A 19254-nucleotide genomic window follows, 5' to 3' on the forward strand; every position below is an offset into this window, starting at 1 on the left:
TTTTTTGCGCAAATAGAGAGTCGCAGGAATGAAGTCGTTCGCCTCCCGTTATCTGCTCCTTGTCGCATTTTCTTTGCTGCTGGGCGCTTGCCAAAGCACGCCACCAGCCCCCGAGGCCCCGGATGCGCGGGCCACGGCCATTGCACAGCTGGAACAAAGCCTAGCCAGCAGCGAACTGGCCACGGCCGAGGGTCAATTGGCGGCGTTGCAGGCCGAGTCGCCCAACGACCAATCCCTTGAGCAATACCAGCGTCAGCTCGCCGAAGCCTATCTGTTGCGTAGCCAGATCGTGCTGCAAAAAGGTGATGTGAACGCCGCCGCCACCGCGCTGAGCCGTGCCCGCGTGCTGATGCCCAAGGCGCCAGCACTGACCGGTGGGGTCAATGGTGCCATCGCCGAGGCCCGCAAGGCTGAACTGGAAAAAGCCGAAGCGGCCCTCAAGGCTGCCGAAGCCCAACCAAAAGCCAAGGTCATCGACCTGACCGCTGAAAGCACCACGGTTGCGTTGAATATCAACGATATGGCCAAGCTACGTCGTCAACTGGACGCCATCGCCGCCGATGTGGTGAACTTTCAGTGTGATGTGAGCATTCAGGCGCCGCGTACCGACGATTACCCATGGCTGGCCAATTTGCTAACCAAGCGGGTGAAGAAGCTCGATCCGCAGTTTGAGCTGAATCTGGAGCGGCAGATTATTCGCAGCGTTCCGGCGCAGATGGTTTTGAGCCCGCGCAAGTCTTGAGAAAAAGATCGCAGCCCTGTAGGCGCTGCGATCTTTTGCTTTTCAGGCCGGAATCGCCTTGGCCTTAGGCTCCCTGTCCCAAACCCGATGCTGCCCGATTGCCGCAAAGAACGGCTTGGCCAATTGGCCGTTCGCTCCCACGATCAAACCCGCATCAACTTCCAGCTTCAACACATCCAGTAGCTGCTTCGCCTCGCCATGCAGCGCGATCGCTTTCAAATGTTTGTAAGCTTCGAGCAGGTAGTGCAACGCCACGCCGTCGCCGCTCAGCGCCTTGATCGAGGCAGCCCCCCCCGGAACGAACACCGCATCGAACGCAATGGACGGCATGCCCTCCATGGACGCATCCACGGGTAGCATCTTGCCGGCAGCGGTCGTGACCGGCGCCGAGGTGGGGCCAAGCAGTTTGGCGTGCGCACCCTCAGCTTCCAGGGCCTTTTTCATCGCATCGATTGCATTGCCATCGACGCCGTTAGCCGCAAGAATCGCCACTTTTCGGGTCTTGATATCCCCCGGCAGCAAGTTGGCCTGGCTCAGGGCTGGGGAACGATCCAGAGAAATCTTCGGTACGTCGACCGTTCCGGCTTTGGGTGCTGGCAGGCCAAGGTTTTGCGCCACGCGCTTGGCCAGTTCCAGATCGATGTTGGCCAGGATCTCGTTCACCTCGCGCGCGCGGATATGCTCCCGTTCGACCTTGCCCAGCTCAAAGCTGTAGGCGGAAATGATGTGCTCCTGTTCGTGCTTGCTCATGCTGTGGAAAAACAGCCGGGCCTGGGAAAAGTGGTCGCCAAATGACTCGCTGCGCTGACGGATCTTGTTGGCGTCGATGCGCTCCTGATAACTTTCGAACCCGCCGTCCTGGGCGGCGGCGGGCGTCTCTTTCGGCCAGCCGCCGTCGATCGAGTTCGGTTCGTAGGACGCGCGACCCTTGTCGATGGTGGTGCGATGCAACGCATCACGCTGGCCGTTGTGGAACGGTGCTACCGGACGATTGATCGGGATTTCGTGAAAGTTCGGCCCACCGAGTCGGCTGATCTGCGTATCGGTGTAGGAAAACAGCCGACCTTGCAGCAACGGATCGTTGGAGAAGTCGATCCCGGGCACGATATGCCCCGGGCAGAAAGCCACCTGCTCGGTTTCAGCGAAGAAGTTGTCCGGGTTGCGGTTGAGCGTCATTTTCCCCAGCGGCGTAATGGGTACGAGCTCTTCTGGAATCAGCTTGGTGGGGTCGAGGATGTCGAAATCGAAAGCGTGTTCGTTTTCTTCCTCGATGACCTGTACGCCGAGTTCCCATTCCGGGTAGTCGCCCATCTCGATGGCTTCCCAGAGATCGCGGCGATGATAGTCGGTGTCCTTGCCTGCCAGTTTCTGCGCTTCATCCCACACCAGCGAGCAGGTCCCGGCGGCAGGGCGCCAGTGAAATTTGACGAAGCGCGACTTTCCTTCGGCGTTGATCAGGCGGAAGGTATGCACGCCGAAGCCTTGCATGCTGCGCAGGCTTTTCGGGATGGCCCGGTCGGACATCGCCCAGATCACCATGTGGGCTGATTCGGGTTGCAGCGAAACAAAGTCCCAGAACGTATCGTGTGCCGAGCCGCCCGTAGGGATTTCGTTGTGAGGCTCGGGTTTTACCGCGTGGACGAAGTCGGGAAACTTGATGGCGTCCTGGATGAAAAACACCGGCATGTTGTTGCCCACCAGATCGAAGTTGCCTTCATCGGTGAAAAACTTCACGGCGAAGCCTCGTACGTCCCGCACGGTATCGCCCGACCCACGGGGCCCCTGCACTGTGGAAAAACGCACGAATACCGGGGTTTTTTTCGCAGGATCCTGCAGAAAACCGGCCTTGGTCAGCACGGAGTGGTTCTCGTAGGACTGGAAGAAGCCATGAGCGCCGGTACCGCGGGCATGCACGATGCGCTCGGGGATACGCTCATGGTCAAAGTGCGTGATCTTTTCACGCATGATGAAATCTTCCAGCAGCGACGGCCCACGGGCACCGGCTTTCAGCGTGTTTTGATTGTCTGCAACCTTCACGCCTTGATTGGTACGCAAGGCCTGGCCTGTGGCGTCGGAGCGGAATTTTTCCAGGCTATCGAGTTTGGTGTTGGTGTTGCTGCGGTCCAGGGTATCGGTCCCGGCCAGTGCGCTCTTGGGGGCGGCAGGCTTCTTGGTACTCATCGGGCGTGTCTCCTCGGGTTTTTTTTCGAGTGGCCCTATTAGTGACTGATGGTGTTTTGCGGCGTTCCTTTTATCTGACCTTTGATCGCGTTATTGCCAAATGACTGGTCGAATGCGAAATAAATGCTAAGAACTGCTATACGGACAGGCTAAAATGCGCGCCCGGCTAACCGCTGATCCTTTTCCAACGCGCCCCACAAGGTTCGCTACGTGATCGAGTTTCAAAACGTCCATAAAACCTACCGCGTTGCCGGTAAGGATATCCCCGCCCTGCATCCGACCAGCCTGACGATAGAGAACGGTCAGGTCTTCGGCCTGATCGGCCATTCCGGTGCGGGAAAAAGTACCCTGCTACGTCTGATCAATCGCCTGGAAAACTCCAGCGGCGGCAAGATCATCGTTGATGGCGAAGAGGTCACGGCGCTCGACGCCAACGGCTTGCGCCGTTTCCGTCAGCAGGTCGGGATGATTTTCCAGCACTTCAACTTGCTGGCATCCAAGACCGTGGCCGACAACGTTGCCCTGCCACTGACGCTGGCGGGTGAAATGTCCCGCGCCGAGATCAATCAGCGTGTCGCCGAGTTGCTGGCCCGGGTCGGTTTGTCCGACCACGCCAACAAGTACCCGGCGCAGTTGTCCGGCGGCCAGAAGCAACGCGTCGGCATTGCCCGCGCCCTGGCAACCAAGCCGAAAATTCTCCTGTGCGATGAAGCCACCAGCGCCCTCGACCCGCAAACCACGGCGTCGGTCCTGCAATTGCTGGCCGAGATCAATCGCGAGCTGAAGTTGACCATCGTGCTGATCACCCATGAAATGGACGTGATCCGCCGGGTCTGCGACCAGGTCGGGGTGATGGACGCCGGGGTGATCGTCGAGCAAGGCACGGTGGCCGAGGTGTTTCTGCATCCTAAACACCCGACGACCAAGCGCTTCGTGCAAGAAGACGAGCAAATCGACGAAAGCGAACAACGTGACGACTTCGCTCACGTGCCTGGCCGCATTGTGCGCCTGACCTTCCAGGGTGAAGCGACCTACGCGCCCCTTCTGGGTACCGTCGCTCGGGAAACCGGTGTGGACTACAGCATCCTGGCCGGTCGTATCGACCGCATCAAGGACATCCCTTACGGGCAACTGACCCTGGCCGTGACCGGCGGTGACATGGAAGCGGCCTTCGCCCGCTTCACCGCGGCCGACGTCCACATGGAGGTGCTGCGCTAATGGAAGCCCTGACAAGTTTCTTCGCCAATATCGACTGGTTTGAAATCTGGCTGGCCACCGGCGACACCCTGCTGATGCTCGGTGGTTCGCTGTTGTTCACCGTGCTGCTGGGCCTGCCGCTGGGGGTGCTGTTGTTCCTCTGCAGCCCCCGTCAGTTGCTGGAAGCCAAAGGCGTCTATGCGATGTTGTCCCTGGTGGTGAACATCCTGCGTTCGCTGCCGTTCATCATTCTGCTGATCGTGATGATCCCGTTCACGGTGTTGATCACGGGTACCTCCCTCGGCGTCGCCGGTGCAATCCCACCGCTGGTAGTGGGCGCTACGCCGTTTTTTGCGCGCCTGGTGGAAACCGCGTTGCGTGAAGTGGATCGCGGCATCATCGAAGCGACCCAGGCCATGGGCGCGACGACGCGGCAGATCATCACCAATGCCTTGCTGCCTGAAGCCCGTCCCGGCATCTTCGCGGCAATTACGGTCACAGCCATTACACTGGTTTCCTACACGGCCATGGCCGGTGTGGTCGGTGCTGGTGGCTTGGGTGACTTGGCGATCCGGTTCGGTTACCAGCGCTTCCAGACTGACGTGATGGTGGTCACGGTGGTGCTGCTGCTGGTGCTGGTGCAGGTCCTGCAAACCGTCGGCGACAAGCTGGTTGTGCATTTTTCCCGGAAATAAACAGTTCTCGTAAATGACAAATGAGCCGGTCATTCGCTGGCAGGCGCCAAACGGGCGCCGCAAGCGGGTACCCACATGGAGTTAGCTGAATGAAAAAACTACTCGTCGCGTTCGCTGCCGTTGCAGCCTTTTCCGCCCACGCTGCCGACACCCTGACTGTCGCGGCGACCCCGGTTCCACATGCGGAAATCCTTGAATTCGTTAAACCGGCACTGGCCAAGCAAGGCGTGGACCTCAAGGTCAAGGTCTTCACCGATTACATCCAGCCGAACGTGCAGGTCGCGGAAAAACGCCTGGACGCCAACTTCTTCCAGCACCAGCCGTATCTGGATGAGTTCAACAAGGCCAAGGGCACCCACCTGGTGTCGGTAGCCGGCGTTCATCTTGAGCCACTGGGTGTTTACTCCAGCAAGTACAAGTCCCTGAAAGAGCTGCCAAGTACCGCCACCGTGGTGATCCCCAACGATGCCACCAACGGCGGCCGTGCGCTGCTGCTGTTGGCCAAGGCCGATATGATCAAGCTGCAGGATTCAAACAACATCCTGTCGACGGTCAAGGACATTACCGAGAACCCGCAGAACCTGAAGTTCCGTGAGCTGGAAGCCGCGACCATCCCGCGTGTACTGACCCAGGTTGACCTCGCGCTGATCAACACCAACTATGCGTTGGAAGCCAAGCTCGATCCTTCCAAGGACGCGCTGTTCATCGAAGGCAGCGACTCGCCTTACGTGAACATCCTGGTTGCCCGCCCGGACGACAAGGACAGCGAAGCGATGAAGAAGCTGGTAGCTGCCCTGCACAGTCCGGAAGTGAAGGCCTTCATTCTCGAGAAGTACAAAGGCGCGGTCGTGCCGGCGTTCTGATTGGCTGAACGCAACGAAAAAGGGGCGCATTGAATGCGCCCCTTTTTTTCGCCTGAAATACGGAGCCCTGTAGGAGCAGGCTTGCTGGCGATGGCGATCTCGCGGGCCCCTTCGCCGGCAAGCCGGGCTCCTACAGGTTTTGTGATGTGTTCACTGACGCTTGAGCATCACCGGCAACTGCGCCACCAGCTTCACATTGTTCAACGGCGCCCGGATAAACCCGCGCTGCGTCCCGTCCGGCCCGATGACCGCCAGGTTGCCACTGTGGTCGACGGTGTAATTCGGCTTGCTGGTATCGGCCGGAATGAATGGAATGCTCACGGCGTTGGCCACCTTCTGCAAGTCTTCGATAGAGGTCGGCGTCAGGCCGACGAACTGTGGATCGAAGTAACCCAGGTACTGCTTGAGCTGTTTCGGCGTATCGCGGTTGGGATCGACGCTGACCAGCACGATCTGCAACTTGTCCACCGCTTCGGGCGGCAGTTCACTCTTGATCTGGCGCAGTTGGGCGAGGGTGGTCGGGCAGATGTCCGGGCAGAAGGTGTAGCCGAAGAACAGCAGCGACCATTTACCTTTGAGTTCATTGATCGCCACCGGCTTGCCGTCCTGGTCGGTCATCGTCACGCTCGGCAGGTTGCGGCTTTGCGGCAGCAGGATGATCCCGGCGTCGATCAGTGCCGTCGGGTCGCCCTGGCTTTTGCCGGACAGCACTTTGTTGATGGTCAGGCCCAGGACCAGCGCGATCAGGGCGACAAGGATGAAGACGGTTTTCTGGGTTCGAGTCATAGGTTCAACAATAAGTAGTGGTCAACGAGCAGGGCGATGAACAACAGGAACAAGTAGTAAATAGAGTACTTGAAGGTGTTGATCGCCGCGTGCGGCCGAGTGCCACGGTACAGCACCACGGCCCATTGCAGGAACCTGGCGCCAAGACCGAGGGCGCAGACCAGGTAAAGCAGGCCGCTCATGTGAATCACATAGGGCATCAGGCTGACGGCCAGCAGCGCGAAGGTATAGAGCAGGATGTGAATCTTGGTGTAGTGCTCGCCATGGGTCACCGGCAGCATCGGGATATCGGCCTTGGCATATTCCTCCTTGCGATGGATGGCTAGCGCCCAGAAGTGCGGTGGGGTCCAGGCGAAGATGATCAGCACCAGTAGCAGCGGTTCGGCGGTGACGTGGCCAGTGGCGGCGGTCCAGCCGAGCAGGGGGGGTGCGGCCCCGGCCAGGCCACCGATGACGATGTTCTGTGGCGTGGCTCGTTTGAGAAAACCGGTGTAGACCACCGCGTAGCCGAGCAGGGAGGCCAGTGTCAGCCACGCGGTCAGTGGATTGGTGAAGGCCAGCAACAAGGCCTGGCCCAGCAACGCCAGCATCAAGGCAAACGTCAGCGCGGCGGCCGGTGATACCCGGCCTTCGGCGAGCGGCCGCTTGTGGGTGCGCGCCATGACTGCATCGATGCGCCGGTCCACCACATGGTTGACGGCTGCGGCCCCGCCAGCGCATAGCGCGATCCCCAGATTGCCGAACACCAGCACGGTCCATGGCACCCCGGCGCGGGTCGCGAGGAACATTCCCGCCAGCGAGGTGATGAGCATCAGCACCACCACCTTGGGTTTGGTCAGCTCCAGGTAGTCACGCCAGATCGCCTGGCTGTGACGCGCGCCGATCAGAATCGCCATGGCATCTCTCCTTTTATTGTTATGGGCCCGGCTGAATGTTTACGCGGGCTGAAGCGCCAGCGAGTTGGCTGCTTGACCCGAACCAGGCTGGTCCGGGCGTGGTAATTGACCAGCACCAGCGTCAGCAGCAACGCCGCGCCACCCGCATTGTGGGCGACAGCCACCGGCAGCGGCAGATGAAACAGCACGTTGCTGATGCCCAGGGTGATTTGCGCGGCAAGGGCGATCAGCACCAAGCCGGCCAGGCGCGTCATGCCGACGACCTTCAGTTGCCAGGCAAGACCGAGCAACACCAGGGTCACCAGCAGCGCGCCGATGCGATGGGTCAGGTGAATCGCGGTGCGGGCATCGCTGTCGAGCTGCCCGCCGAGATAGTTCGGACCGATATGTTGGGTCAGGTGAAAACCGTTGGCGAAGTCGGCAGGCGGCAGCCATTGACCGTGGCAGGTCGGGAAGTCGATACAGGCCACAGCGGCGTAGTTGGAACTCACCCAGCCGCCGAGGGCAATTTGCCCGATCACCAGCAACAATCCGGCAGTCGCCCAGTACTGCAGGCGTCGCGGTACCGTGAGTGCGGGTAATACTCCGGACAGGCGCAAGGTCAGCAGAAACAGCAGGCTCAAGGTCGCAAAGCCGCCCAGCAGATGCCCGGTGACCACTTGTGGCCAGAGCTTGAGTGTCACCGTCCACATGCCGAACGCCGCCTGGGCGAACACCACTGTCAGCAGGAACAACGGCAGCTTCACCGGTTGCCCTGGATGCCGGCGATGGACCCAGGCCCGACCGGCCAACACCGAGATCAGCAGCCCCAGTGTGCCGGCGAAGTAGCGGTGGATCATTTCGTTCCAGCCTTTATGGGCTTCGACAGGCGTGTCCGGAAAATGCAATTCGGCATGGGCCAGTTGCGCCTCGCTTTTCGGAACGCTGATAAAGCCGTAGCAGCCGGGCCAGTCCGGGCAGCCCAGGCCTGCGTGGGTCAGGCGGGTGTAGGCGCCGAGCAGCACCACAATCAGTGCCAACAAGGTGGCAAACAGCGCGAGGCGAAATCCAGGCTTGGCCATGACGATGCCCTTATCCGATGTTCGACAGTTTCAACAGGTGACGCAGGTCGTTCAGCAAGTCTTTGCCCTTCACCGACGGGTCATAGCGCAATACCAGGTTGCCGTGGGGGTCGATGATCCACAGTTGCGGTGCGGTCTTGTCGCCATGGGTCTTGGTGAAGGTGGAGAGGTCCAGCGGGTAGCGTTGCAACTGCGGGTATTCGCGGGTCAGCTTGGCGTCATAATCGCTGCTCAGCGGTTGTGTCACGGCAATGGCATGGCTGGCTCGCCCGGCATCGCGACCCAGGCCGATCTGCACCTGCCGCGCCAGATACACCAGTTGCTGACAGTCCACGGCACATGCCTTGGGCGCGGTCACCAGCAGCTGCCAGCGTTGCTCGTCAGCCTGCACGCCCAGGTCGGCGCGGGTCTGGCCGTTGCCGATCAGCTCACCGTGATAACTGCGGCCTTCCGGCACCCAGAACTGCAGTTTGTACATGCCGGTGGCGAGGATCATCGGACCGATCACCCCGAGCAGAATCAGCAGCAGTTGCAGGCGACCCTTGCGCCGACTCGCCGGCGTTTTGGCCTCAGACATGCTGGGTGGATTCATGGCCGCTCCCATGGTGTTTCTCCTTTGCGTTGTGCCAGCCGAGGTAGAGGTAGAGACCGAACAGGGCGATCGACATGGCGAACCACTGCACGGCATAAGCGATGTGTTTTTCCGGCCCCATGGCCACCACCGGCCAATCGGCCTGATAGGTAGAAGGACCCATTTCGGCGCGTATTTCGTAAGCAAAGCCATCACGCTCGAGGGCTGTCCAGAGCCTGGCTGGCTCAACCGCGGTCACCAGTTGGGGCCAGACCGTAGTGCTCGGGTCGGCGTGCAACTGGAAGGTGGCACCGGGGGGAACGTAGACCCAGGCGTCGAGACTCAGGGCCTGGGCGGGGGTGTCGAATTGCGGCGGGGTACGCCGGTCCGGCCATGGCAGCCAGCCACGATTGACCAGCAGCCACAGCCCAGTGGCTTGATCCTGAAAGGGTTGCAACAATTCGACGCCGACCTTGCCATCGCGCTGGCGGTTGTCCAGCAACAGGCTGTGGCCGGCGTCGAACCGACCGTGCAGGTGAACCCGGCGGAAGGCCGGATCTGGTGTGTGTAGCAGCTCGGCGCTGGCCATCGGTTCTGCGGCCCGGCGCTCGGAGTAGCTTTGCAGCAGCGCGCTTTTCTCCGCGCCTCGGCTCAATTGCCAAAATCCGAGCGACACCAGCAGCGGCAACAGTAGCGCAACCACCAATGTCGGAATGATGCCCGGCCGAAAGCGCTTCATGGCTTCGCCAGAAAGTCGGTCGTCGCGATAGCTATACTCAAGTGCATCGCTTGTCCCCCGGAGTCCCACCATGCTCAAAGCAGCTATCGTCCTGATGCTGATTGCCACGGTTGTCAGCCTGTTCAGCGGCCTGTTCTTTCTGGTCAAGGACGACAGCAGCTCGAACCGCCTCGTCATTGCCTTGAGTGTTCGTGTCGCGCTGGCCGCCATCACCGTCGGCTTGATTGCCTGGGGCTTTTTCAGCGGTCAGCTGGTTTCCCATGCCCCCTGGTAGGGGTTAGAGCACATAGACGAAAACGAACAACCCGATCCACACCACATCCACGAAGTGCCAGTACCAGCTAGCGGCCTCGAAGCCGAACTGGTGCTCATTGTCGAAGTGTCCACGCATGATCCGCATCAACATCACGAACAGGATGATGGTGCCGATCGTCACGTGGGCGCCGTGGAACCCGGTGAGCATGAAGAATGTGGCGCCGTAGATGCCTGAACCCAGGGTCAGGCCCAGTTCTTGGTACGCGTGCATGTACTCTTCGGCCTGAAACCCGAGGAATGCACAGCCCAACAGCACGGTGATCGCCAACCAGATTTTCAGCGCGCCGCGATGACCCTTTTTCAAGGCATGGTGGGCGATTGTCACAGTCACGCTGGAACTCACCAGCAACACGGTATTGAGCAGCGGCAGGCCCCAGGGGCTGATGACTTCCTTGGGCGGCGGAAAGAGTTTGGAATCCGGGTTGTTGAGCAGCGGCCAGGTGAACTGGAAGTTTGGCCACAACATATGGGCGATGCCTTTGGCGCCTTCACCGCCCAGTGCCGGGCCGGAAACGTGGCGTACGTAAAACAGTGCGCCGAAGAAGGCGATGAAGAACATTACTTCCGAGAAGATGAACCAGCTCATGCCCCAGCGGAACGAGCGGTCCATCTGCGCGCTGTACAAGCCGCCGCGGCTTTCCTTGATCACCGTGCCGAACCAGCCGAACAACATATAGGCCAGCAGCAGGCTGCCAATGAAAAAGATCAACGGGCCATGGGATTCCGGCCGCGCAGCCTTCAGGTCATTGAACCAGGTGGCCAGGCCTAATACGGTGACGAACATCCCGACCGTGGCGATGATCGGCCATTTGCTCTGGGCGGGAACGTAATAGTGTTCATGAGTTGCCATTTTATTGTTCTCCTTATCGGGCACGCTCAACCGCCAGTATTTACTGCGACCGGTGGATGTCGGGCGGTGATATCGAACAGCGTGTAGGACAGCGTCAAATGCTTCACATCCTTGGGCATGTCACGGTCAACGATGAAACGTACCGGCATCTCGATCTGTTGACCGGGCTGCAGCACTTGCTGGGTAAAGCAGAAACATTCGGTCTTGTGGAAGTACGCCGCCGCCGCGCTGGGCGCGATGCTCGGCACTGCCTGGGCGCTCATCGGGCGATCGGTGGGGTTGTGCGCGATGAAGATCATCTCGTTTACAGCCCCGGGATTGGCTGTCAATTCATCCTGCTTGGGATAGAAATCCCAGGACATGTCGGCGGAGTTAGTCGACAGAAACTGCACGCGTACTTGCCGCGAAGTGTCGACCGTTTGCGAGCCCTCGTATTGGCCTGCGGTCTTGCCATTGATGCCGAACGCCTGGCACATCACGTCATAGATAGGCACCAGGGCAAAACCGAAGACAAACATCGCCACCACCACCAGCAGCAGGCGCGTGACCAGCTTTTTCATCGAAATCGAATCAGCCATGGCTTCCAACCTCTACGCATATCCCTGTAGGAGCTGGCTTGCCAGCGAAAGCGGTGTGTCTGACATACCAAGTCGCGACATTCGCCAGCAAGCCGGCTCCTACAAGAGGCGTGTTCATTTCACTTCCGGCGGCGTGGTGAACGTGTGATACGGCGCCGGTGACGGAATGCTCCACTCCAGGCCCTCGGCCCCATCCCACGGTTTGGCCGGTGCTGGCTCCCCGCCACGAATGGTCTTGATCACAATGAACAGGAAGAAAATCTGCGTGGCGCCGAACATGAACGCACCGATCGACGACACCATATTGAAATCGGCGAACTGCAGGTTGTAGTCCGGGATCCGCCGCGGCATGCCCGCCAGCCCCACGAAGTGCATCGGGAAGAACGCCATGTTCATGCCGATGAACGACAGCCAGAAATGCAGCTTGCCGAGGGTTTCGTCGTACATGTGGCCGGTCCATTTCGGCATCCAGTAGTAAGCCGAGGCGAAGATCCCGAAGATGGCGCCGGGCACCAGTACATAGTGGAAGTGCGCGACCACGAAGTAGGTGTCCTGATACTGGAAATCCGCCGGGGCGATGGCGAGCATCAATCCGGAAAAACCGCCGATGGAGAACAGGATCACGAACGCCACGGCAAACAGCATGGGCGTCTCGAAGGTCAGCGAGCCTTGCCACATGGTACTGGCCCAGTTGAACACCTTGACCCCGGTGGGCACCGCGATGAGCAACGTGGCGTACATGAAGAACAGCTCGCCCACCAGTGGAATGCCGACCACGAACATGTGGTGCGCCCAGACGATGAACGACAGGAACGCGATGCTCGCCGTGGCGTAGACCATCGAGGTGTAGCCGAACAGCGGCTTGCGCGAGAAGGTCGGGATGATCGAGCTGACGGCCCCGAAGGCCGGCAGGATCATGATGTACACCTCGGGGTGGCCGAAGAACCAGAACACATGCTGGAACAGCACTGGGTCACCGCCACCGGCGGCACTGAAGAAGCTGGTGCCGAAGTGGATGTCCATCAGCATCATCGTCACGCAACCGGCCAGTACCGGCATCACCGCGATCAGCAGGAACGCGGTGATCAACCAGGTCCAGACGAACAATGGCATTTTCATCAGCGTCATGCCGGGGGCGCGCAGATTGAGAATGGTGGCAATCACGTTGATCGCACCCATGATCGAACTGATCCCCATCAAGTGGATGGCGAAGATGAAGAACGTCACGCTTTCCGGCGCGTAGGTCGTCGACAGTGGCGCGTAGAACGTCCAGCCAAAGTTGGGTCCGCCTCCCGGGGTGAACAGGGTCGAAACCAACAGGATGAACGCGGCCGGCAATAGCCAGAAGCTGAAGTTGTTCATCCGCGGCAGCGCCATGTCGGGTGCGCCGATCATCAGCGGCACCATCCAGTTGGCAAGGCCGACAAAGGCCGGCATCACCGCACCGAAGACCATCACCAGGCCGTGCATGGTGGTCATCTGGTTGAAGAATTCCGGCTGGACGATCTGCAACCCTGGCTGGAACAGTTCGGCGCGAATCACCATCGCGAACGAGCCGCCGAGCAGGAACATGGAAAACGCAAACCACAGGTACAGCGTACCGATGTCCTTGTGGTTGGTGGTCAGCACCCAACGCATGAGGCCTTTGGCGGGGCCGTGGGCATGGTCGGTGGCGTGACCGTGGTCATCGATAACGGCGCTCATGGCCTGTCTCCTGCAAACAGATGGGCTGGGCAGGCCGGGGCGCGATGCCCCAACCGGTTCCTTGGATGAGCAATAGACCGGGTCATTTGCTTTCCGCCTGTTTCAGTTCCAGCACTTCTTTGGGGGTGACCATGTCGCCCTTGTTGTTGCCCCAGGCGTTACGTTCATAGGTCACGACCGCTGCGATATCGACTTCCGACAGTTGCTTGCCGAACGCCGCCATGGCGGTGCCAGGCTTGCCATGGAAGACAATGCTCAGGTGGCCTTCTTTCGGTCCGGTAGCGATTTTCGAGCCTTTGAGCGCCGGGAACATCGGCGGCAAACCTTGGCCTTCGGCCTGGTGACAGGCTACGCACGAGGTGTGATAGATCTTGTCGCCGCGCTCTATGAGCTCGTCGAGGGTCCATTCCTTGCTGGTCAGCTCCTTGAGTTGCGCGGCTTCGGCCTTGCGTTCACCCAGCCATTTTTCGTAGTCGGCCTTTTCCTTGACCTCAACCACGATCGGCATGAACCCGTGGTCCTTGCCGCACAGTTCGGCGCATTGGCCACGGTAAATGCCGGGCTTGTCGATGCGGGTCCAGGCTTCGTTGACGAACCCCGGGATCGCATCGCGCTTGACCGCGAAGGCCGGCACCCACCAGGAGTGGATCACGTCGGCGGAAGTCACCAGGAAGCGCACTTTGGCGCCGATTGGAAGCACCAGGGGCTTGTCGACCTCAAGCAGGTAGTGCTCGCTCTTGGCTTCCTTGTTGTGGATCTGATCGGCGGGAGTGGCCAGGTTGCTGAAGAACTCGACGTCCTGGCCCAGGTACTTGTAGTGCCATTTCCACTGATAGCCGGTGACCTGGATATCGATTTCCGGCTCACTGGCGTCGTACATCTTGATCAGGGTGGCGGTCGCCGGAATCGCCATGGCCACCAGAATCAGGAAGGGCACGATCGTCCAGAGGATCTCGACGGTGGTGCTTTCATGAAATTTTGCCGCTACCTGCCCGGTAGAACGCCGGTGCAGGATCATCGACCAGAACATGGCGCCAAAGACGATGAGGCCGATCACTACACAGATCCAGAAAATGGTCATGTGCAGGTCAAACACAGCGTGACTGATTTCAGTCGCTCCAGGCGCCATATTCACAGTCCAGGCAGCTTGTGCCTGACTGAAAATCGACCACAACAGGAGGCCCATCCAGACATGTGGATGTCGCATCATTGCGGGTTCCCCTTATCGTTCTTGTTATCCCGCCGGCTTTCACCTGCGGCAAGGGAGCGGCTGCATCAGACTACGAACTTGAATCGCCGGGCCTTGCTGCAGTTGCAGTCGGGCGTCATCAGCTAACTCCATTCCAACCCGAGTATAGACAGCGACTCCCACCTCGCAATGTGCTGGCGTAAATGAACTGAAACAGCATTAACTTGCGTTGCAGGGCACGAATGGAGAAGGATGCAGACGAGTGGTGGCCAATGGATATAACCATGCCGTCTCAAGGATGAAATAATTATGACAAATGCGTCTTAGCATTTTTCGTATGCCAGCTAAGTTATGTCTTCCCTATTTCATTGCCTTGTTTCCTGGAGTTTTCATGAACACCGCCGCATTGCGCGAGCAGATCCAAAAAGCCCAACAACACGAAGCCGAGACTGGCTTGCTGACGCGTCAGCTGGCAACCAAGCTGCCTCATTTACACCCGGCGATCCAGTTGCCGGAAGCGGACGCCAATGGCGTGCTGACGCGTTTTGTCGCCGCCTACATTGAAGAAGTGCCGGACCTGCTGGATGCAGCCAATGAAGTCGCCAGGGAAGCGGGTATCGAATCGCAGGTCAAACCGGTACTGAAGATTGCCGAACAGTACTTCCTCCAGCCGCCAGCGATCATGGCCGGGCATGTCGGGCTCGACAGCTTGCTGGACGAAGCGTATCTGGCGCACCGGTTTGTCGAAGAGGTCAACGACCTGTACATCAAGCATCTTGGCCAGCCACTGATCCCCTTGGACATGACTGTTGCCAACCTGATTGCTCATCAATTGATCGGTGAGGAATTTGCCAATCAGCTCGATGAAGCGGTGCATCACACCATCGACGAGATGCTCAACGACGAAAGTTTTGCGCTGGAATCGGTAGAAGCCTACCGTGAGAAACTCAGCAGCCCGGATACCGGTGCTGCATGGAAGCGCTGGCCTTGCATGTCCCGACGCCTGGGCGTGGGCCTGGAGCTGGATCAAACCGTCGCCTGACTCCATCCCTGGAGGAGCCGGCTTGCTGGCGATCCAGACGACTCGGTCTACCTCACACACCGCGTCGCCTGGATCGCCAGCAAGCCGGCTCCTACAAGGTCTAGGTGGTGGAGCCTACGCCGGTGTTGGTCCACACCCGGCCCTCCAACCTGCGTTTCAACCCCCGTGCCTCAATCAGCAGTCTTGACCCTTTGGCCGCATTCGCCCGACCCCATTCTTCCAGCAACTCCAGGCAAGCGTGATCGATGTAGCTCAAGTTATTCAGCGGCACATGCACCGTCACACCCGCTGGAATGCTGCCCAGTACCTGCGTCAACGCCGGGACCTTGAGAAAGGTCGCCGCACCCACCAGACGCAATTCCATTTCCCCATCCTGCGGCAGGTCGATCAGGCTGATCTTCAAGCGCGAGGCTTTCCACGCCAGTTTGGCCAAGGTCAGGCCAAAGCCGATCAGCACACCAGTCAGCAGGTCAGTGAAAATGATCGCCAGAGCCGTCGCGGCGTACGTGAACATCGGCATCCGCCCATAGCGACCCAAACCGCGAAAAGCCTTGAGATCGACCAGTTTGAAACCCGTGTAGACCAACACACCGGCCAGGCTCGCTACCGGAATGCTCTGCAGCACGCTCGATAGCAACATCACGAAGGCCAACAGCCACAATCCGTGGAAAATCGTCGAGTAGCGGGTGGTGGCACCGGCCTGGACGTTGGCCGAGCTACGGACTATCACCCCGGTCATCGGCAGCGCACCGAGCAATCCACAAAGCATGTTGCCGACGCCTTGGGCAGACAGTTCGCGATCGAAGTCCGAACGTTGACCGCTGTGCATGCGGTCGACTGCGGCGGCGGACAGCAAGGTTTCGGCGCTGGCGATGAAGGCTACCGCGAAGGCAGCGATCAGCAGCGTGGGGTCAGCCAGGTTCAGCAAGTCTGCAGGTTTCAGCCAGTCGATGGCCTCGGCCAGGTTGGCCGGCACTTCCACTCGTTTGACTTGCAGCGCCAAGGCCAGGCTGACGACGGTGGCCATCCCTACGCCGAGCAGCGCGCCGGGCACGAAGCGCAGGGAATGAGGGCGCAGCTTTTCCCACAGCCACATAACTGCGATCGTTCCCAGCCCGAGCAAACCGGCCTGCCAGCCAAAGGATGGCAACGCCTGAGCCACTGCGGCCGGGAAAGCTGCCAGGTTATCCAGCCCCGAGGGTTTGGGCGTGGCGTCCAGCATCACGTGTATTTGTGACAAGACGATCAATACCCCGATCCCGGCGAGCATGCCGTAGACAACGGCGGGTGCGGTCACGCGAAACCAGCAGCCCAGTTTCAACCGACCGGCGACCAGTTGTAGAAAACCTGCCAACAGCAAGATCGGCCCGAGCATGGCCACGCCATGTTGGCGTACCAGTTCGAACACCAACACCGCCAGGCCTGCTGCCGGTCCGCTGACTTGCAGCGGCGACCCGGCCAGCCAACCGACCACCAGTCCGCCGATGATCCCGGTAATCAGGCCTTTGGCGGGTGGCAGTCCCGAAGCGATGGCGATGCCCATGCACAGGGGCAGGGCGACCAGAAACACGACCACCGAAGCCAACAGCTCCCGTGGCAGCACAGTTTTGAGTTGCGCAGCACGCATGATGATTCTCCCGAAGTTTTCTTCAGGCATGGCGAAGCCAGGCTGCCTGATTGGCAGCCTCGACTGAACCACACGGGTATTTAGGAGGATTTAGAAGCGCGCTTTGGGCGTCGCGACCGGAATAGGCAGGCTGCCATTAAGCGGCAGGAAACAACCCTTGTCGGCGTCGTAGGCTTTTATTTCGCTGGTTTCGATGTTGTAGACCCAACCGTGGATAAACAACTGACCATTGGCCATGCGCGAGGCCACCGAGGGGTGAGTGCGCAAATGCTGCAATTGGGCGATCACATTTTCCTCGGTGAGGATGTGCATGCTTTCGTTTTCATCAGCGCAATTGCAGTTTTCCTGGACCATGGTCTTGGCCACTTCAGCATGCCGCAGCCAGGCTTTGACCGTAGGCATTTTTTCCAGGCTCTGCGGGTTGAGTACCGCGCGCATCGCCCCGCAATCGGAGTGCCCGCAAATGATGATGTGATGCACGCCCAGGGCCAGCACGGCGTACTCGATGGCCGTGGAAACGCCGCCGTTCATTTGCCCGTAAGGTGGCACAACGTTGCCGACGTTGCGGGTCACGAAGAGATCGCCGGGGGCGCTGTGGGTGATCAGCTCGGGAACGATGCGCGAGTCGGCGCAGGCGATGAACATGGCTCGCGGGCGCTGGGCCGTAGCGAGTTTCTTGAAGAGTTCTTCCTGTTGCGGAAAGATCTCATGATGAAAATGCAAAAAGCCGTCAACGATATGCTGCAGCGCTGCATCGGCGGTTTCCGCCTCGGGTTGGGCAGAAGCCGACGCAGCCAACGGCTGTTTATCCTTGTCACTCATGATTCATCCTCTTTGGCGGAGTCAGGGATAATCCCGTTTTGTCCGGTATGAAGCCAGTGGCTGTTTAAAAAACATCCAGGTCGTGAAACTCGACCCGTCAGTCACTCGATGAACAAGGTATCCTTCGAATCTTAACTCAAACTGAAAAAACCGCTCTAGAACCTGTGTTCCAGGTCACAAAAAACGTGACTGGCCTGGTGCTTTAGCGCTTTGCCCAGTACTCAACCATAGGCCAATTGTCCTCAAATTAACGACATTTGGCGACCCGGCGGACAAAAGGCGTCGCAGTCCAGGTTGAATCCCTCCCGGTGGTTGAGCCCCAGGCGCTTGATGGCTTTGGCAAAACGTTGTGCCAGCAAATCAGCAAATGGACCTTCACCGCGCATGCGCGCGCCGAAACGACTGTCGTACAACTCTCCGCCACGGGTCTGGCGAATAAGGCTAAGGACATGCGCCGCACGTTGCGGGTAGTGGGCCGCCAGCCATTCTTCGAACAGGGGCGCGACTTCCAGGGGCAGGCGCAACATCATGTAGGCGGCGCTCTGTGCCCCGGCAGCATGGGCTTGCGTGAGCAGGTTTTCGATTTCGCTGTCGTTGATCATCGGAATCATGGGAGAACAAAGCACGCCCACCGGGACCCCCGCTTCTCGCAACACCTTGATCGCCCGCAGCCGGGCCTTGGGGGCTGCAGCGCGGGGTTCAAGAATACGCTTGAGCTCGTCGTCCAGCGTGGTGAGGCTGATCATCACTGCCACCAGCCTTTGTCGGGCCAGTTCGGCCAGCAGGTCCAGATCGCGCAGGATCAATGAACCTTTGGTCACGATCGTCACCGGATGACGGTAGCGCAGCAGCACTTCGAGGGTTTGGCGGGTGATCTTGTATTCACGCTCAATGGGCTGGTAAGGATCGGTGTTGGACCCCAGGTTGATGGGTGCACATTGATAGCCACGCCTGGAGAGTTGTTCCTCCAGTATGTCCGCCGCATTGGTCTTGGCGATCAGCCTTGTCTCGAAATCCAGGCCTGGCGACATGTCCCAGTAGGCGTGGCTGGGCCGCGCATAGCAATAGATGCAACCGTGCTCGCAGCCGCGATAAGGATTGATCGACCGATCGAAGGGCAGGTCGGGGGAGGTATTGCGCGTGATGATGGTTTTCGCGGTCTCGATGGACACCTCGGTGCCTTGGGTCATCGGCGCTTCCTGAAACCAGCCGTCGTCCTCGGCCACCGAGCGATGGGGGGCGAAGCGATTGTGCGGATTGGTCGCGGTGCCGCGACCGCGAGGGGGCAATGGCGTGTTCATGGGATAGCTCGAGTGCTGTATTTATATACAGTACACGGCAGAGGTTCGAGTGACCAGTGCCGTTTGGCAGCTCTTCGACCTGTACTCATAGTCAC

The 19254-nt window shown here is 59.6% G+C and carries 19 protein-coding genes; 6 read left to right on the top strand and 13 right to left on the bottom strand.

The features are described from left to right. Positions 1 to 28 precede the first annotated feature (28 nt). Positions 29 to 742 (top strand): PA5502 family lipoprotein, encoded by a 714-nt coding sequence (locus NQL71_RS27695; protein ID WP_046818673.1) that lies wholly within the window; start codon positions 29 to 31, stop codon positions 740 to 742. Between the two features lie 42 nt (positions 743 to 784). Here NQL71_RS27695 and katE read toward each other — a convergent pair whose 3' ends face one another. Beyond that, positions 785 to 2962, bottom strand: coding sequence for a catalase HPII (gene katE, locus NQL71_RS27700; RefSeq protein WP_166620476.1), 2178 nt, complete (start codon positions 2960 to 2962; stop codon positions 785 to 787). 171 nt (positions 2963 to 3133) lie between these two features. Between katE and NQL71_RS27705 the strand changes: the two genes are divergently transcribed. The 3 genes from NQL71_RS27705 to NQL71_RS27715 all read left to right on the top strand — a co-directional run bounded on the left by NQL71_RS27705 (position 3134) and on the right by NQL71_RS27715 (position 5678). After that, a complete protein-coding gene (locus NQL71_RS27705) occupies positions 3134 to 4141 on the top strand; it encodes a methionine ABC transporter ATP-binding protein (RefSeq protein ID WP_166620466.1) in 1008 nt (335 codons plus the stop codon). Continuing rightward, positions 4141 to 4815, top strand: coding sequence for a methionine ABC transporter permease (locus tag NQL71_RS27710; RefSeq protein ID WP_008002212.1), 675 nt, complete (start codon positions 4141 to 4143; stop codon positions 4813 to 4815). Before NQL71_RS27705 ends, NQL71_RS27710 begins: the two co-directional genes overlap by 1 nt. An 89-nt stretch (positions 4816 to 4904) precedes the next feature. After that, a complete protein-coding gene (locus NQL71_RS27715) occupies positions 4905 to 5678 on the top strand; it encodes a MetQ/NlpA family ABC transporter substrate-binding protein (RefSeq protein WP_046818676.1) in 774 nt (257 codons plus the stop codon). Between the two features lie 150 nt (positions 5679 to 5828). On the opposite strand, the gene NQL71_RS27720 is transcribed toward NQL71_RS27715, so the two are convergent. Genes NQL71_RS27720 through NQL71_RS27740 form a run of 5 tightly spaced genes read right to left on the bottom strand, consistent with a single transcriptional unit; the run spans position 5829 to position 9731 of the window. After that, entirely contained in the window at positions 5829 to 6464 is a 636-nt protein-coding gene (locus NQL71_RS27720) for an SCO family protein (protein ID WP_077185121.1), read from the bottom strand. Then, a complete protein-coding gene (gene cyoE, locus NQL71_RS27725; protein WP_046818678.1) occupies positions 6461 to 7360 on the bottom strand; it encodes a heme o synthase in 900 nt (299 codons plus the stop codon). The genes NQL71_RS27720 and cyoE overlap by 4 nt, the downstream gene beginning before the upstream one ends. Next, the gene (locus NQL71_RS27730; RefSeq protein WP_046818679.1) at positions 7348 to 8421 is read right to left on the bottom strand and encodes a COX15/CtaA family protein; all 1074 of its coding nucleotides are present in this window, start codon (positions 8419 to 8421) and stop codon (positions 7348 to 7350) included. The genes cyoE and NQL71_RS27730 overlap by 13 nt, the downstream gene beginning before the upstream one ends. Before the next feature lie 10 nt (positions 8422 to 8431). Continuing rightward, the gene (locus tag NQL71_RS27735) at positions 8432 to 9025 is read right to left on the bottom strand and encodes a PA_0111/PP_0108 family redox-active disulfide protein (protein WP_046818680.1); all 594 of its coding nucleotides are present in this window, start codon (positions 9023 to 9025) and stop codon (positions 8432 to 8434) included. Continuing rightward, a complete protein-coding gene (locus tag NQL71_RS27740) occupies positions 8991 to 9731 on the bottom strand; it encodes an SURF1 family protein (protein WP_274643671.1) in 741 nt (246 codons plus the stop codon). Before NQL71_RS27740 ends, NQL71_RS27735 begins: the two co-directional genes overlap by 35 nt. 70 nt (positions 9732 to 9801) lie before the next feature. Here NQL71_RS27740 and NQL71_RS27745 point away from each other — a divergent pair, with 70 nt between their 5' ends. Then, positions 9802 to 10005 carry a twin transmembrane helix small protein gene (locus NQL71_RS27745; protein WP_008064738.1) on the top strand — a complete coding sequence of 68 codons (204 nt, stop codon included), beginning with the start codon at positions 9802 to 9804 and terminating at the stop codon, positions 10003 to 10005. 3 nt (positions 10006 to 10008) lie between these two features. Here NQL71_RS27745 and NQL71_RS27750 read toward each other — a convergent pair whose 3' ends face one another. The 4 genes from NQL71_RS27750 to coxB form a co-directional block, all read right to left on the bottom strand. After that, a complete protein-coding gene (locus tag NQL71_RS27750; RefSeq protein WP_046818682.1) occupies positions 10009 to 10896 on the bottom strand; it encodes a cytochrome c oxidase subunit 3 in 888 nt (295 codons plus the stop codon). 26 nt (positions 10897 to 10922) lie between these two features. Further along, positions 10923 to 11474, bottom strand: coding sequence for a cytochrome c oxidase assembly protein (locus tag NQL71_RS27755; RefSeq protein WP_046818683.1), 552 nt, complete (start codon positions 11472 to 11474; stop codon positions 10923 to 10925). Positions 11475 to 11588: 114 nt separating this feature from the next. Continuing rightward, on the bottom strand, positions 11589 to 13178 hold the full coding sequence (gene ctaD, locus NQL71_RS27760; protein ID WP_046818684.1) for a cytochrome c oxidase subunit I: 1590 nt from the start codon (positions 13176 to 13178) through the stop codon (positions 11589 to 11591). A gap of 82 nt (positions 13179 to 13260) precedes the next feature. After that, positions 13261 to 14388 carry a cytochrome c oxidase subunit II gene (gene coxB / locus NQL71_RS27765; RefSeq protein ID WP_046818685.1) on the bottom strand — a complete coding sequence of 376 codons (1128 nt, stop codon included), beginning with the start codon at positions 14386 to 14388 and terminating at the stop codon, positions 13261 to 13263. 370 nt (positions 14389 to 14758) lie between these two features. Here coxB and NQL71_RS27770 point away from each other — a divergent pair, with 370 nt between their 5' ends. Continuing rightward, on the top strand, positions 14759 to 15409 hold the full coding sequence (locus tag NQL71_RS27770) for a hypothetical protein (protein WP_046818686.1): 651 nt from the start codon (positions 14759 to 14761) through the stop codon (positions 15407 to 15409). A gap of 100 nt (positions 15410 to 15509) precedes the next feature. Here NQL71_RS27770 and NQL71_RS27775 read toward each other — a convergent pair whose 3' ends face one another. The 3 genes from NQL71_RS27775 to NQL71_RS27785 form a co-directional block, all read right to left on the bottom strand. Further along, positions 15510 to 17036 (bottom strand): SulP family inorganic anion transporter, encoded by a 1527-nt coding sequence (locus NQL71_RS27775; protein ID WP_248686045.1) that lies wholly within the window; start codon positions 17034 to 17036, stop codon positions 15510 to 15512. Positions 17037 to 17126: 90 nt separating this feature from the next. Beyond that, the gene (locus NQL71_RS27780; protein WP_046818688.1) at positions 17127 to 17858 is read right to left on the bottom strand and encodes a carbonic anhydrase; all 732 of its coding nucleotides are present in this window, start codon (positions 17856 to 17858) and stop codon (positions 17127 to 17129) included. 242 nt (positions 17859 to 18100) lie between these two features. Further along, complete coding sequence (locus tag NQL71_RS27785) at positions 18101 to 19159, bottom strand: PA0069 family radical SAM protein (protein WP_274643672.1); 1059 nt, start codon at positions 19157 to 19159, stop codon at positions 18101 to 18103. Positions 19160 to 19254: the final 95 nt, after the last annotated feature.

The sequence above is a fragment of the Pseudomonas serbica genome, from assembly GCF_028823535.1.
Classification (GTDB): Bacteria; Pseudomonadota; Gammaproteobacteria; order Pseudomonadales; family Pseudomonadaceae; genus Aquipseudomonas; species Aquipseudomonas serbica.

What these genes read in the sequence shown, in the direction of transcription:
- NQL71_RS27695 (WP_046818673.1), top strand. Translation starts at nt 29, where the DNA reads ATGAAGTCGTTCGCCTCCCGTTATCTGCTCCTTGTCGCATTTTCTTTG.
- NQL71_RS27710 (WP_008002212.1), top strand. Translation starts at nt 4,141, where the DNA reads ATGGAAGCCCTGACAAGTTTCTTCGCCAATATCGACTGGTTTGAAATC.
- NQL71_RS27715 (WP_046818676.1), top strand. Translation starts at nt 4,905, where the DNA reads ATGAAAAAACTACTCGTCGCGTTCGCTGCCGTTGCAGCCTTTTCCGCC.
- NQL71_RS27720 (WP_077185121.1), bottom strand. Translation starts at nt 6,464, where the DNA reads ATGACTCGAACCCAGAAAACCGTCTTCATCCTTGTCGCCCTGATCGCG.
- cyoE (WP_046818678.1), bottom strand. Translation starts at nt 7,360, where the DNA reads ATGGCGATTCTGATCGGCGCGCGTCACAGCCAGGCGATCTGGCGTGAC.
- NQL71_RS27730 (WP_046818679.1), bottom strand. Translation starts at nt 8,421, where the DNA reads ATGGCCAAGCCTGGATTTCGCCTCGCGCTGTTTGCCACCTTGTTGGCA.
- NQL71_RS27735 (WP_046818680.1), bottom strand. Translation starts at nt 9,025, where the DNA reads ATGGGAGCGGCCATGAATCCACCCAGCATGTCTGAGGCCAAAACGCCG.
- NQL71_RS27740 (WP_274643671.1), bottom strand. Translation starts at nt 9,731, where the DNA reads ATGAAGCGCTTTCGGCCGGGCATCATTCCGACATTGGTGGTTGCGCTA.
- NQL71_RS27745 (WP_008064738.1), top strand. Translation starts at nt 9,802, where the DNA reads ATGCTCAAAGCAGCTATCGTCCTGATGCTGATTGCCACGGTTGTCAGC.
- NQL71_RS27750 (WP_046818682.1), bottom strand. Translation starts at nt 10,896, where the DNA reads ATGGCAACTCATGAACACTATTACGTTCCCGCCCAGAGCAAATGGCCG.
- NQL71_RS27755 (WP_046818683.1), bottom strand. Translation starts at nt 11,474, where the DNA reads ATGGCTGATTCGATTTCGATGAAAAAGCTGGTCACGCGCCTGCTGCTG.
- ctaD (WP_046818684.1), bottom strand. Translation starts at nt 13,178, where the DNA reads ATGAGCGCCGTTATCGATGACCACGGTCACGCCACCGACCATGCCCAC.
- coxB (WP_046818685.1), bottom strand. Translation starts at nt 14,388, where the DNA reads ATGATGCGACATCCACATGTCTGGATGGGCCTCCTGTTGTGGTCGATT.
- NQL71_RS27770 (WP_046818686.1), top strand. Translation starts at nt 14,759, where the DNA reads ATGAACACCGCCGCATTGCGCGAGCAGATCCAAAAAGCCCAACAACAC.
- NQL71_RS27775 (WP_248686045.1), bottom strand. Translation starts at nt 17,036, where the DNA reads ATGCGTGCTGCGCAACTCAAAACTGTGCTGCCACGGGAGCTGTTGGCT.
- NQL71_RS27780 (WP_046818688.1), bottom strand. Translation starts at nt 17,858, where the DNA reads ATGAGTGACAAGGATAAACAGCCGTTGGCTGCGTCGGCTTCTGCCCAA.
- NQL71_RS27785 (WP_274643672.1), bottom strand. Translation starts at nt 19,159, where the DNA reads ATGAACACGCCATTGCCCCCTCGCGGTCGCGGCACCGCGACCAATCCG.